We start from the raw sequence: 13,865 nt of genomic DNA, 5'->3' as shown, positions 1-13,865 counted from the left end.
CCAGCCGTTGCTGCCCGGGCCCCGGCTGCCCGCCGTTCCGGCCGGGGCGGTACGGCGGTACGGCACCCGCAGAGCCGTCGGTCACTGCCCGCCGTGCTGGGACGGATCGTCGTAGCCGGGCGAGCCGCCGTACGGTGACTGATCGCCGTACCCGGACCGGCCGCCCTGCTGGGTCCGGCCGCCGTTCTGGGTCTGCTCCCCGTACGCCGGCTGCTCGCCGTACGCCGACTGCTCGCCGTACGCAGTCCGGCCGTCGTACCCGGCCTGTCCCTCGAACTGCTGAGGGGCACCCTGCTGTGCGCCCTGTCCTCCGCCGCCGGTGAGCCGGGCCAGTTCGCGTTCGCGTTCCTCGACCTGGGCGAGGAGTTGCTCGGCGATCTCGTCCAGCAGCGCGTCGGGATCGTCCGGCGCCATCTTGAGCATCGTGCCGATCGCGCTGTTCTCCAGCTCCGCGGCCATTTCCGCGAGCATCTCCTTGCGCTGGGCGAGCCATTCGAGGCGTGCGTACAACTCCTCGCTGCGCAGCAGCGCGGCCACCGGTTCCGGCAGCGGCCCGGCGGCCCATTCCTCGGCCAGCGAGGCGAGAGTGGCCTCGTCACCGTCCGCGTACGCCTTGTTCACCCTGACGAGGAAGTCCTCGCGGCGCTTGCGTTCCGTCTCGTCCTGGACGAGGTCGGGGTGCGCCTTGCGGACGAGCTCGCGATAGGTCTGGCGGGCCTGTTCGCTGGGCCGTACCCGGCTGGGCGGGCTGACGGGCTGCTCGTTGAGCATGGCCTGCGCCTCGGGAAGCATCCCGGTGGAGTCGATCCAGCCGAAGAACAGCTCCTCCACCTTCGGCATCGGCAGCACGGCGCCGCGTGCCTCGTCGGCCTTGCGGATGTCCTCGGGCGCACCGGTGCGCGCGGCGACGGCTTCGGCGATGCACGCGTCCAGCTCGTCGAGGCGGGCGTAGACGGGGCCGAGCCGCTGGTGGTGCAGCCGGGAGAAGTTCTCCACTTCCACCCGGAAGGTCTCGACCGCGATCTCGTACTCGATCAGCGCGGTCTCCGCGGCGCGTACGGCCCGCTCCAGCCGTTCGGTACCGGGTTCTTCGCTCGCCTGGGCGGGGGAGTTGGCGTTCATCGGCACCACCCTACGACCGCCGCCGGCCCCGCGCGCCCCGCCCGCCGGTGCGGCCCGCCCACGGGCGGCGGCGCTCAGGAGCTACGGCGCTCACGGGCGGCGACGCTCACTCCCGGAAGGCCTCCGGGCAGCCGGTGGAGGAGTGGGGCAGGTGACCGTCGGCCCAGCGGGTCAGCTCCACCATGGCGGGCCGCAGGGCGTGCCCGGAGTCGGTGAGGCTGTAGCTGACCCGCAGCGGCGGGCCCTCCTCCACGGACCGGGAGACGAGCCCGAGTGCCGCGAGCTCGGTCAGTCGGTCGGAGAGCATCCGCTCACTGATGCCGGGCACCGCGCGGCGCAGCTCGGCGAAGTGTCCGGGGCCGCTCATCAGGGCGGCCAGGATCAGGCCCGTCCAGCGCTTGCCCAGCAGCTGGAAGACGCGGGTGATGGCGCTCTCGGGCTCGGTACAGGCTGCTGTCGCCGCCGGCGGAGCGGGCGGCGGCGGGAGATCGAGCTTTCGACGCTCTGACATGCCCCCATGGTACTGCGCCGACACAAGGTGGTGCAGAAAAGTAAGTACCTGTGTTATACATAGTTACATCGGAAAGCAACTCAGCTTACGAAACACTTGGAGCACCACCATGGCCACCCTCCTGCACATCGACTCGTCCGTTTACCCGCGGGAGGCGTCCGTTTCCCGTGACGTCGCCGCCTCCTTCCGCAAGGCCTGGGAGGCCGAGCACCCCGACGGCACGGTCGTCTACCGGGACCTGGGCAGCGACCCGATCCCGCACCTGGAAGGCCCGGCCGCCGCGGCCGGCTTCGTCGACCCGTCGGAGCACACCCCGGAGCAGGCCGCCGCCTTCCGGCTCCGCGAGGAGCTGACGAGCGAGTTCGAGCGTGCGGACGCCGTGCTGATCGGCGCGCCGATGTACAACTACACGATCCCCTCGACCCTCAAGGCGTGGCTCGACCACGTGATCGTGATGGGCCGCACCACCGCCGCGCCGACCACGACCGTCGCCGGCAAGCCCGCCACGGTGGTCGCCAGCCGCGGTGGCGGCTACGGCCCGGGCACCCCGCGGGAGAGCTTCGAGTTCGTGCTGACGTACCTGGAGAAGGTGCTCGGCAAGGAGGGCTTCGGCCTGGACGTCGAGTTCATCGTGCCGGAGCTGACGCTGGCCGAGTCGAACCCGGCCATGGCCGGCCTGGTCGACCTGGCCAAGACGTCCCGCGCCAAGGCCCACGAGGCGGCCGAGACGCGCGGCAAGGCCCTCGCCGCCCGCTTCTCCGCCTGACGACCGGACGGCCGGCCCCCGACACCCGCCGGGTCCGGCCGGCCCCGATCCCCCCTGCACGGCACGGAAGGCCGACAGCAGAGGGCAAACGGCAGACGGCAAACAGCCAGACCGGAACAGACCGGCCTCACGCCTCCTCGCGGAGCGTGCGCCCGCCACGAGCGGAACGCGCACGCTCCGCTGCCGTATGTCCGCCCGCTTCCCCCCTTGGAAGCACCGCCCGGAAAACCAGCCCGGAAAACCCGTCCGGAAGCACCGCCGGGACGCCCGGAAACGGCAGCACCGCCCTGAGTGAGGAGTGCACCACGCCCCGTACGAAAGGCGAGGCGACCCGCTCCACCCACAGGGACCCCTCATCCACACAGGATCAGGACCCCGCACGGGAGAACCCGCCGTCCACGCAGAAGGACCCCGCACGGAAGAACCCCGTAGTACGGGAAACACACCGCGTACGGGAGAAGCAGGAAAAGGGGAAACCGCGTGGGCCGGACGGACAGGAGCGGGGTGGCCGCGTGCGCCGCCGGCCCCCTTGTGAGAGGGAGCACATCGATACGCCGAAGGCCCCACCGGGATCCGGTGGGGCCTTCGCCTCTGTGTGCGCGAGGGGGGAGTTGAACCCCCACGTCCTTTCGGACACTGGAACCTGAATCCAGCGCGTCTGCCTATTCCGCCACCCGCGCATTGGGTGTTGTCGCCTTTTGCCCGGTCCGGGCGCCTGCCGACATCCAGAAGATTAGCACGCCCACCGGGGTGGACTCACATCCGTATTCCGACCACCCGTCCCGCACCCCGCCGGGCCCCTCCGTCCGCCCCCTCCGTCCGCCCCCGGCGTCAGCCTCGCGGCACTCCGGCCGGCCCCACCCCGGCGCTCCCGCCTGCCGGTGTGCCGGCCCTCCGGCGGGACTCAGTACAGGAACCCCGCGATCCATGCGACGCTGTAGGGCGGTACGGGCAACTGTGGGCGGGGGCCGCGCGCGACCACTGTGAGGGGCGACACTTGAGCCTCCTCGGGGAACCAGTCGATTTCCCCGTGCGTGGATACGATCAGTAAGCAGTACCGCAGGAGCGCTGTGCCCGCGTCCCGGGGGACACTGGGAGCGGACACACTGGGCCGACTGGATCGGCTAGGTCCGAGAGCATCTGGGAAGGAGGTGCGTCGTGGGAGTTCTGAAGCGGTTCGAGCAGCGACTCGAAGGTCTCGTCAACGGCACCTTCGCGAAGGTGTTCAAGTCCGAAGTGCAACCCGTCGAGATCGCGGGCGCCCTCCAGCGCGAATGCGACAACAACGCCACGATCTGGAACCGTGAGCGTACGGTTGTCCCCAACGATTTCATCGTCGAGCTCAGCCCGCCCGACTACGAGCGGCTCAGCCCCTACTCCGGCCAGCTGGGTGACGAACTCGCCAGCATGGTGCGGGACTACGCCAAGCAGCAGCGCTACACCTTCATGGGCCCGATCAAGGTCCATCTGGAGAAGGCCGACGACCTCGACACCGGCCTCTACCGCGTGCGCAGCCGCACTCTCGCCTCCAGCACCTCCCAGCCGCAGGCACAGGCCCAGCGAGGCGCGGGCCAGTCCGGCGCCGGGTACGGCGGTCACGGATACCCTCCACGCCCCGCTTCCGCCCCGCCCGTGCCCTCCGGGCCACCCCCCTACGCACCGGGCACCGCCGCGGGCCCCGGTGGAGCGCTGCCGGGCACCGAGACGCGGCGCTGGGTCGAGATCAACGGCAACCGCCACCAGATCTCCGGGCCGACGCTCGTGCTGGGCCGCAGCACCGAGGCCGACGTGCGGATCGACGACCCCGGGGTCTCGCGCCGCCACTGCGAGATCCGCGCGGGCAATCCGTCGTCCATCCAGGATCTGGGCTCCACAAACGGAATCGTGGTGGACGGGCAGCACACCGCGCGCGCTACGCTCCGCGACGGCTCACGCATCGTCGTGGGCAGTACCACGATCATTTACCGGCAAGCCGAAGGGTGAAGCGGGGGCAATGTCAGAGCTGACCCTCACGGTCATGCGGTTGGGGTTTCTCGCCGTACTGTGGCTGTTCGTCATCGTGTCCATCCAGGTCATCAGGAGTGACCTGTTCGGCACCAGGGTGACGCAGCGCACCGGACGGCGCGCGGACGCTCAGCGCCCCCAGCAGCGGTCCCAGCCCCAGCGTGCCCAGCAGGGCGGCGGCCGGCGGGCCCGTGGCGGCGGCCGGAACACCCCCACCAAGCTGGTGGTGTCCGAGGGTTCGCTCACCGGCACCACCGTGGCCCTCCAGGGCCAGACCATCACCCTGGGCCGTGCGCACGACTCCACGATCGTGCTGGACGACGACTACGCCTCGTCCCGGCATGCCAGGATCTACCCGGACCGTGACGGCAGGTGGATCGTCGAGGATCTCGGGTCGACCAACGGCACGTACCTCGACCGGACCCGGCTCACCACACCGACGCCGATCCCGCTCGAAGCGCCGATCCGCATCGGCAAGACGGTCATCGAGCTGCGGAAGTAGTACCGACATGACGACCGGAGGGTGGGCACCGTGCGGATGTACCCGGAGCCGACGGGCGAGGTGCGCATGAGCCTGTCACTGCGCTTTGCCGCCGGATCACACGACGGCATGATCCGCGAGCACAACGAGGACTCCGGCTACGCCGGCCCCCGGCTGCTCGCGGTCGCCGACGGCATGGGCGGCCAGGCCGCCGGCGAGGTCGCCTCCTCCGAGGTGATCTCCGCGATGGTCCAGCTCGACGAGGACATCCCCGGTTCGGACATCCTCACCTCCCTCGGCACCACGGTGCAGCGCGCCAACGAGCAGCTGCGCATGATGGTCGAGGAGGACCCGCAGCTGGAGGGCATGGGCACCACGCTGACGGCGCTGCTGTGGACGGGCCAGCGGCTCGGCCTGGTGCACGTCGGCGACTCGCGGGCCTATCTGCTGCGCGAGGGGCAGCTCACCCAGATCACCCAGGACCACACCTGGGTGCAGCGGCTGGTGGACGAGGGCCGGATCACCGAGGAAGAGGCCACCACCCACCCGCAGCGCTCCTTGCTGATGCGCGCGCTGGGCAGCGGCGACCACGTCGAGCCGGATCTGTCGATCCGCGAGGTGCGGGCCGGCGACCGCTATCTGCTGTGCTCGGACGGCCTGTCCGCGGTCGTCTCGCACCAGACGATCGAGGAGACGCTGGCCGGCTACCACGGCCCGCAGGAGACGGTGCAGGAGCTGATCCAGCTCGCGCTGCGCGGCGGCGGCCCGGACAACATCACCTGCATCGTCGCCGACGTGCTGGACGTGGGGCAGCTGTCGGACGACGACACCCTGCACGGCCAGCTGAACGACACCCCCGTCATCGTCGGGGCGGTCGCCGAGACCCAGCAGCCGCTGGGCACAGGCGGTTCGCTGCGCAGCACACCGGCGGCCCGCGCCGCCGAGCTGGGCCGGGGCGGGGTGCCGCAGCAGGGGCAGGGCGCCCCCGAGGGTTTCGGACCGCCCACCGCGGACCCGTCGGCGCCGACGGGTGCGTTCGGCCCGTTCACCGACGAGGACTTCACCAAGGGCGGCGGTGGCAAAGGCCGCTGGATCAAGCGCTCGCTGTGGATCGCGCTGGCGCTGGCCGTGGTGGGCGGCGGTATGTACGGCGGTTACCGCTGGACGCAGACGCAGTACTACGTCGGTGCCAACGGTGACCACGTCGCTCTGTACCGGGGCATCAGCCAGGAGCTGGCCGGTGTCGCGCTGCACAAGGTCGACCAGGACCACCCCGAGATCGAACTCAAGTACCTTCCGGTCTTCCAGCGGAACCAGGTGAAGGAGACGATCGCCCTCAGTGGCCGCGGGGAGGCCAAGAGCAAGCTGGCGGAGCTGGGGGAGCAGGCGGAGGTCTGCAAGATCGTCGCCGAGGAGAAGAAGCACCCCAAGCCCAACAAGAACGACAAGCAGGACAAGAGCGGCAAGGACAGCGAGAAGCAGCGCAAGGACGAGCAGAACCGTCCCGGTGACGCGACCACCGACGGCGGGGTCGGCACCGGCACGGCCGGCACGGGTGCTGGTGAGGCCGGCATCGGCACCGCCACCCCCACCGCCTTCACCTCCGGCTCCACCAACGACACCACTGGCGCCGACTCCAGCACTCCGACCCCGAGCCCCAAGCTCACGGAGAAGCAGCAGGAGCTGGCCAAGCAGTGCACCGCGCCGTAGGGGGCGGCACAGGCATGAGCAACCTCACCACCACGGGCAGCAACACCACCGTGTCCTCCGGCGGACTGCCGAGCCGCCGCAACACCGAGCTGGCGATGCTCGTCTTCGCGGTGCTGATCCCGATCTTCGCCTACGCCAACGTGGGCCTGGCCATGAACGACCGGCTGCCCTCGGGCATGCTCGGCTACGGCTTCGGACTGGCCCTGCTGGCGGGCGTCGGCCACCTGGTGGTGCGCCGCTACGCCCCGTACGCGGACCCGCTGCTGCTGCCGCTGGCCACCCTGCTCAACGGCCTGGGCCTGGTGCTGATCTGGCGGCTGGACCAGTCCGAGCGGCTGCACCAGCGCGCCGAGGACATCTTCGGCGCGTTCACCCCCGACGCCCCCAAGCAGCTGCTCTACTCGTCCATCGGGCTGGCGCTGTTCGTGGCGATCCTGCTGCTGCTCAAGGACCACCGCGTCCTCCAGCGCTACACCTACATCTCCATGGCCGTCGGCCTGGTGCTGCTCGTCCTGCCGGTGTTCTTCAAGCCGGTCAACGGTGCCCGGATCTGGATCAGCGTGGGCTCCGTCAACCTCCAGCCCGGCGAGTTCGTGAAGATCATCATCGCGGTGTTCTTCGCGGGCTATCTGATGGTCAAACGGGACGCCCTCGCGCTGGCCTCCCGCCGTTTCATGGGGCTGTACCTGCCGCGCGGACGCGACCTGGGCCCGATCCTGGTGATCTGGGGCCTCAGCCTGATGATCCTGGTCTTCGAGACCGACCTGGGCACCTCGCTGCTCTTCTTCGGCCTCTTCGTGATCATGCTGTACGTCGCCACCGAGCGCACCAGCTGGATCGTCTTCGGTCTGCTCCTGTCGGCCGGCGGCGCCACCGCCGTGGCCTCCTTCGAGCCGCACGTGCAGCAGCGCGTCCAGGCCTGGCTCGACCCGATGGCCACCTACCTCAAGAGCAAGCAGGGCATCCCCGGCTACTCCGAGCAGGCCATGCAGGCCCTGTGGGCGTTCGGCTCCGGTGGCGTGCTCGGCACCGGCTGGGGCCAGGGCAACTCCGACCTCATCGGATTCGCCGCCAACTCCGACTTCATCCTCGCCACGGTCGGCGAGGAAATGGGCCTCACCGGCATGATGGCCTTCCTGATGCTGTACGGGCTGATCGTCGAGCGCGGCGTGCGGACCGCGCTGGCGGCCCGTGACCCGTTCGGCAAGCTGCTGGCCGTCGGCCTGTCCGGCGCCTTCGCGCTCCAGGTCTTCGTCGTCGCCGGCGGTGTGATGGGCCTCATCCCGCTGACGGGTATGACGATGCCGTTCCTCGCCTCCGGTGGTTCGTCCGTGATCGCCAACTGGGCGTTGATCGGCATTCTCATCCGGATCAGCGACACAGCCCGCCGCCCCGCGCCGGCCCCGGCCCCCTCACCCGATGCCGAGATGACTCAGGTGGTCCGACCGTGAACAAGCCCCTGCGCCGGATCGCGATCTTCTGCGGTCTGCTCGTGATGGCCCTGCTGGTACGGACGAACTGGCTCCAGTTCGTCCAGGCAGACGAACTGAAGACCGATCCGAAGAACAGGCGTGTGGACATCGCCCGCTACGCCCAGCCGCGCGGCAACATCATCGTCGACGGCAAGTCCATCACCGGCTCGACGGTCGTCAACGGCACCGACTTCAAGTACAAGCGCACCTACAAGAACGGCGAGCTGTGGTCGCCCGTCACCGGGTACGCCTCCCAGGCCGTCGGTGCCAACCAGCTGGAGAAGCTCTACGACCCGTTCCTGACCGGCGACGACGACCGGCTGTTCTTCAACCGCACAGTCGACATGATCACGGGCAAGCCGCAGAAGGGCGGCAACATCGTCACCACGCTCAACGCGAAGGCGCAGAAGGCCGCCTACGACGGGCTCGGTGACAAGAAGGGCGCGGTCGCCGCGATCAACCCGAAGACGGGCGCCATCCTCGCGCTGGCCAACAAGCCCTCCTACGACCCCTCCAGCTTCGCCGGCGTCAACACCAAGGACAGCGAGACCTTCGCGAAGCTGGACAAGAGCGAAGAGCAGCCGATGCTCAACCGGGCGCTGCGCCAGACCTACCCGCCCGGCTCCACCTTCAAGGTCGTCACCGCCGCCGCGGGCCTGGAGAGCGGCAAGTACGACATCGACTCCAAGACCGACTCGCCCGACCCCTACCGGCTGCCGCTGACCACCAGGGACCTGGGCAACGAGGGCAACAACCCGGCCTGCAAGAACGCCTCCATCCGGGTCGCGCTCCAGTGGTCCTGCAACACCGTCTTCGCCAAGATGAGCGACGAGCTCGGCAACGACGAGATGATGAAGGCGGCCGAGAAGTTCGGCTTCAACCGGGACCAGGAGGACGGCTCGCAGGACACCCCGGTCCGCCCCTCGCCCAGCGTCTACCCGAAGGACAACCGGCCGCAGAACGCCCAGGCCGGCATCGGCCAGGCGTCCAACCGCGCCACTCCGCTCCAGATGGCCATGGTCGCCGCCGCGGTCGCCAACGACGGCAAGCTGATGAAGCCCTACATGGTGGACCAGCTCGTCGCCCCGAACCTGAACGTGGTCGAGCAGACCAAGCCGGAGGAGCTGAGCCAGCCGGTCTCCTCGGAGAACGCGCAGAAGCTCCAGTCGGCCATGGAGACGGTCGTCGAGAAGGGCACCGGAACCGCGGGCAAGATCCCCGGCGTCACCGTGGGCGGCAAGACGGGTACGGCCCAGCACGGCGAGAACAACAAGGACAACCCTTACGCCTGGTTCATCTCGTACGCGAAGACGAGTGACGGATCTCCTGTCGCCGTCGCTGTCGTTGTGGAGAGCTCGGACACACTCCGCAGCGACATCGCGGGTGGCAGGCTCGCCGCGCCCATCGCGAAGAGCGTGATGGAGGCCGTCCTCGACGAGCAGAAGCGGTGACGCACCAGCAACGGAGGTGATCCGGGTCACCGCGGCCACACCGGGCAAGCGTCCTGTGGCGGGTACCGTATGCCGAGCAGCACACCGCCGTGCCGCAGAACGCGTGGGACTTGAGGTGCCACGCGCCGCGGCACGGAAGACCGGAGAGGGCTGGAGACTATGGAAGAGCCGCGTCGCCTTGGCGGCCGGTACGAGCTGGGCTCGGTGCTCGGCCGGGGAGGCATGGCCGAGGTCTACCTCGCCCAGGACACCCGGCTGGGGCGCACGGTCGCGGTCAAGACGCTCCGCGTCGACCTCGCCCGCGATCCGTCGTTCCAGGCCCGCTTCCGCCGTGAGGCACAGTCGGCCGCCTCGCTGAACCACCCGGCGATCGTCGCCGTGTACGACACCGGCGAGGACTACGTGGACGGGGTCTCCATCCCGTACATCGTGATGGAGTACGTGGACGGCTCCACGCTGCGTGAGCTGCTGCACTCGGGGCGCAAGCTGCTGCCCGAGCGGGCCATGGAGATGACCACCGGCATCCTCCAGGCCCTGGAGTACAGCCACCGCAACGGCATCGTCCACCGCGACATCAAGCCCGCCAACGTCATGCTGACCCGCACCGGCCAGGTGAAGGTCATGGACTTCGGCATCGCCCGCGCCATGGGTGACTCCGGCATGACGATGACGCAGACCGCGGCGGTGATCGGCACCGCCCAGTACCTCTCCCCCGAGCAGGCCAAGGGCGAGACCGTCGACGCCCGCTCCGACCTGTACTCCACCGGCTGCCTGCTGTACGAGCTGCTGACGGTGAGGCCGCCGTTCGTCGGCGACTCGCCCGTCGCCGTCGCCTACCAGCACGTACGGGAAGAGCCGCAGCCGCCCAGCGCCTTCGATCCTGAGATCTCGCCCGCCATGGACGCGATCGTGATGAAGGCCCTGGTCAAAGACCCGGACTACCGGTACCAGAGCGCCGATGAGATGCGCGCCGACATCGAGGCGTGCCTCGACGGCCAGCCCGTCGCCGCCACCGCGATGGCCGGCGGCTACGGCTATCCGCCCGAGGACCAGCCCACCACGGCGCTGCGGGCCCAGGACCCGCAGACCTCCATGCTGCCGCCGATGCGCTCCGACGACGGCGGCTACTACGACGACCAGCCCGGCAGCCGCCGCAAGAGCAAGAGCCCCTGGTCCACGATCCTGCTCGCGCTCGCGGTGATCCTGGTGCTGGTCGGCGCGATCTTCGTCGGCAAGGCGCTGTTCGCCTCCTCCGACAACAACGTGGACGTGCCGAACGTCGCCGGACTGTCCGTGTCCGAGGCCACCGACCAGCTGGAGAACACCGGGCTGAAGGCGACCAAGGGCACCAGCGAGTTCTGCGGCGAGAAGAAGGGCACCGTCTGCAAGACCGACCCCGGCCAGGGGGAGAGCGTCGAGGCCGACAGCACCGTCACCCTCATCATGTCCAAGGGCCCGCGCGACCAGGCGCCGCGCGAGGTTCCCGGCGTGACGGGCGACATCTTCGCCGACGCCAAGCAGAAGCTCAGCGAGGCGGGCTTCAAGGTCGGCAAGAAGCAGCAGGAGTCCGACCAGCCGGCCGGCACCGTCCTCAGCCAGGACCCGGCCGCGGGCGAGAAGGCGAAGAAGGGCACCAAGGTGACGCTGACCGTCGCCACGGAGTCCCAGCCGACCGTGCCCAACGTGGTGGACCAGCCCTTCGACAAGGCGAAACAGCAGTTGGAGGCGCTCGGCTTCAAGGTCGCCAAGTCGGAGGAGGAGAACGAGGACAAGTCCGCCGGCACCGTGCTGCGGCAGGACCCCGGCCCGGGCAAGCAGCCGGAGGGCACCACGATCACCCTCACCGTGGCCAAGGCGTCCGACGACCAGCCCGCCACCGTGCCGGACGTCACCAACCAGAAGCTCGGTGACGCCAGGTCCGCGCTGGAGGGCGCCGGGTTCTCCGTCGAACGCGTACAGGGGCCGCAGGACGACAACGCCATCGTCATGGGCACCAACCCGCCGGCGAACTCGCAGGGCAAGAAGGGCGACAAGGTCACGGTCATCACCCGACCGGGCGGCCCCGACGAGGGCGACGGCGGGGACGATGACGACGGCGGGTTCTTCGGCGGCTGGGGCCGCCGCCACCACTGAGCCCGCCGGCTCCACACGGAACACACCGAGGCCGTCCCCTTCGCCGGGGGACGGCCTCGGTGCTTGACGGCGGGCGGGGCTTGACGGCGGGCGAGGCGGGCGCGCCCCGCGGGGACCTCAGCGCAGTTCGGCGGGCGGCGTGCGGTCCTCGTCGACGTCCTGGGTGCGGACCAGCTCGCCCCACACGATGTAGCGGTACTTCGAGGTGTAGACGGGCGTGCACGTCGTGAGGGTGATGTAGCGGCCCCGCTCCTTCTTCCCGGAACCCTTCGGCACCGGATCGATGACGTCCACGTTGTACTTGGACGTCTGCGGCAGGATCTTGAACACCTTGTAGACGAACCAGGTGTTCTTCGTCTCGAAGACGATCGCGTCGCCCTTGTCGATCTTGTCGATGTTGTGGAACTTCGCGCCGTGCCCGTCCCGGTGCGCGGCCAGCGAGAAGTTGCCGGACTGGTCCTGCGGCAGCCCCGACTTGACCGGCTCGGTGTAGTAGCCGGCGATGCCCTGGTTGAGCTCCTTGGGGTCGGTGCCCTTCTTGACGAGGATGTCGTCGCCCGACATCGCGGGGACGTGCAGGAAACCGATCCCGTCACGGGTGTCGAGATCGCCCGGCCCCCGGCCAGCGGCCCAGTGCTCGCGGACCCGGTCCCCCTGCTTCGCGGCCTGCCGGTCGGCCAGCACGTTCGTCCACCACAGCGAGTAGACGACGAAGAGCGCCAGCACCAGGCCCGCCGTGATGAGCAGTTCCCCGACGACACCGATCACCGCCGCCAGCCGCCCCCGCCGCACCGGCTTGCTCCGGCCGGCCTCCCCGGCCGCCTCCTGGGTGCCCTTCTCGACTTCCTTCTCGGCCGCCTTGTGGGATGAGGCGTCTTCCGGGGATGAGGGATCCTCCGGCGCGGAGTCCTCGGGTGGGGAGTCCTTGCGTGCGGAGTCCTCGGGCGCGGGGCCTCCCGCGGCGGAGTCCCGTGCCGGGGAGTCCTCCGTCACGGCCTCGGCGGTCTCCCCCGGGTCCACGGTCTCGGCCGTGGACTCCCGCTTGCCGTCACTCACTGTGCCGCCTCCGCGCTTGTCACTCGTCCCTGCGCAGCCCCCTGGCGGAGCCCCACCGGGCCCGCCCGCCGGACGCGGCGCGCCGGACGCCCTGGGGCGCCCGGCCGGTCTCATTCGACGAGCGCGTCCGGCTTGCCCTTGCTGCGCGGACGTTCGTCCACCATTTTGCCCCAGACGATCAGACGGTACTTCGAGGTGAATTCGGGAGTACAGGTCGTCAGGGTGACGTACCGACCCGGTTTGGTGAAGCCGGACTTGGGCGGGACCGGATCGATCACCCCCGTGTCGGACGGCAGGGTGGACGGCAGTTGACGCGTCACCTCGTACGTGTAGAACTTCGACTGCGTCTCCACCACGACGGAGTCCCCCGGCTCCAGCCGGTTGATGTAACGGAACGGCTCGCCATGGGTGTTGCGGTGGCCGGCCAGTGCGAAGTTGCCCTTCTTGTCCCAGGGCATCGCCGTCTTGAGCGGCGCCTTGTCGTAGTGCCCCACCATGCCCTTGTCCAGCACCGCCGTCTTGGAGACCCCCTGCGCGATGGGAGCGGTGATGCCGATCTTCGGGATGTGGATGACGGCGAAGCCCTCGCCCGGTTCGAAGGCGCCCGCCTTGCGTTCGGGGTCCACGGTGTCGGGCTTGTGCTCCCACTTCTCGTGCAGCGCGTCGGTCGCGCCGCCCGCCTGCTGGTCGGCGCGGATATTGGTCCACCACAGCTGGTAGGCCACGAAGAGCAGCATCAGTACGCCGCACGTGATGAAGAGCTCGCCGATGACCCGGCTGGCGATGATGCCGGGCCCCGGACGCAGGGCGCGTGCGGCCCTGCGGGCCTCCAACCGGGAGGGGCCTGGCGGGCGTTGGGTACGGGGTCCGGGCAGCGGCTCCGTGACGCCCAGCGGCATCGTCGCGTCGTCCTCCGGGGGCTGCCCCGCCGGGTGGGCCGGGCCGGCCCCGTGCGAGTGTCCGGTGCGCCCTTGGGACGGCGCCGGCGCGGCGTACCCGGCCGGCCGCTTTTGGACGCCGGGAGCGGACTCGTAGGGCGCCGCCGCGTGCCCCACACGACCGGGTGCCGCCTCTGGCCGGACGGGACCGGGTGGCATCTCCTGCCGGACGGCGGGCGGCGGTTCCGTGTGCCGCACTGACCCGGTGGCCGCATCCTGCC

Annotated in this window: 10 protein-coding genes, 1 tRNA gene and 1 pseudogene; 7 read left to right on the top strand and 5 right to left on the bottom strand. The window is 70.0% G+C overall.

Annotated elements, in window-relative coordinates:
- Positions 1-315 precede the first annotated feature (315 nt).
- Positions 316-1,122 (bottom strand): annotated as a pseudogene (locus IO40_RS0101100) (hypothetical protein); the annotation flags it as partial.
- Positions 1,123-1,228: 106 nt separating this feature from the next.
- Positions 1,229-1,633, bottom strand: a complete 405-nt coding sequence (locus tag IO40_RS32960) for a winged helix-turn-helix transcriptional regulator (RefSeq protein ID WP_016472025.1) — start codon at positions 1,631-1,633, stop codon at positions 1,229-1,231.
- A gap of 109 nt (positions 1,634-1,742) precedes the next feature.
- On the opposite strand from IO40_RS32960, the gene IO40_RS0101090 reads away from it, so the two are divergent.
- On the top strand, positions 1,743-2,399 hold the full coding sequence (locus tag IO40_RS0101090) for an FMN-dependent NADH-azoreductase (RefSeq protein WP_016472026.1): 657 nt from the start codon (positions 1,743-1,745) through the stop codon (positions 2,397-2,399).
- A 596-nt stretch (positions 2,400-2,995) separates the two neighbouring features.
- Here the strand turns inward: IO40_RS0101090 and IO40_RS0101085 are convergent.
- Positions 2,996-3,079 (bottom strand) — tRNA-Leu (locus IO40_RS0101085).
- Between the two features lie 478 nt (positions 3,080-3,557).
- Here IO40_RS0101085 and IO40_RS0101080 point away from each other — a divergent pair.
- The 6 genes from IO40_RS0101080 to pknB all read left to right on the top strand — a co-directional run bounded on the left by IO40_RS0101080 (position 3,558) and on the right by pknB (position 11,650).
- Positions 3,558-4,382, top strand: a complete 825-nt coding sequence (locus IO40_RS0101080; protein ID WP_016472027.1) for an FhaA domain-containing protein — start codon at positions 3,558-3,560, stop codon at positions 4,380-4,382.
- A 10-nt stretch (positions 4,383-4,392) separates the two neighbouring features.
- Positions 4,393-4,905, top strand: coding sequence for an FHA domain-containing protein FhaB/FipA (locus tag IO40_RS0101075; RefSeq protein ID WP_016472028.1), 513 nt, complete (start codon positions 4,393-4,395; stop codon positions 4,903-4,905).
- Positions 4,906-4,941: 36 nt separating this feature from the next.
- A complete protein-coding gene (locus IO40_RS0101070) occupies positions 4,942-6,594 on the top strand; it encodes a Stp1/IreP family PP2C-type Ser/Thr phosphatase (protein WP_263977211.1) in 1,653 nt (550 codons plus the stop codon).
- Between the two features lie 14 nt (positions 6,595-6,608).
- Complete coding sequence (locus IO40_RS0101065; RefSeq protein WP_016472030.1) at positions 6,609-8,045, top strand: FtsW/RodA/SpoVE family cell cycle protein; 1,437 nt, start codon at positions 6,609-6,611, stop codon at positions 8,043-8,045.
- Positions 8,042-9,517 (top strand): peptidoglycan D,D-transpeptidase FtsI family protein, encoded by a 1,476-nt coding sequence (locus IO40_RS0101060; RefSeq protein WP_016472031.1) that lies wholly within the window; start codon positions 8,042-8,044, stop codon positions 9,515-9,517. The genes IO40_RS0101065 and IO40_RS0101060 overlap by 4 nt, the downstream gene beginning before the upstream one ends.
- A gap of 159 nt (positions 9,518-9,676) precedes the next feature.
- A complete protein-coding gene (pknB, locus tag IO40_RS0101055; RefSeq protein ID WP_016472032.1) occupies positions 9,677-11,650 on the top strand; it encodes a Stk1 family PASTA domain-containing Ser/Thr kinase in 1,974 nt (657 codons plus the stop codon).
- A gap of 117 nt (positions 11,651-11,767) precedes the next feature.
- Here the strand turns inward: pknB and IO40_RS38435 are convergent, their stop codons facing one another.
- Positions 11,768-12,442 (bottom strand): class E sortase, encoded by a 675-nt coding sequence (locus IO40_RS38435; protein WP_078616262.1) that lies wholly within the window; start codon positions 12,440-12,442, stop codon positions 11,768-11,770.
- A 374-nt stretch (positions 12,443-12,816) separates the two neighbouring features.
- Complete coding sequence (locus tag IO40_RS39585) at positions 12,817-13,605, bottom strand: class E sortase (RefSeq protein ID WP_324604479.1); 789 nt, start codon at positions 13,603-13,605, stop codon at positions 12,817-12,819.
- Positions 13,606-13,865 lie beyond the last annotated feature (260 nt).

Origin of the sequence: Streptomyces albus subsp. albus, assembly GCF_000725885.1 — a bacterium.
In the GTDB taxonomy this organism is placed as follows: Bacteria; Actinomycetota; Actinomycetes; order Streptomycetales; family Streptomycetaceae; genus Streptomyces; species Streptomyces albus.
Note: the sequence above shows the minus strand (reverse complement) of the source record. Positions and strands in the feature narration are given on the sequence as shown.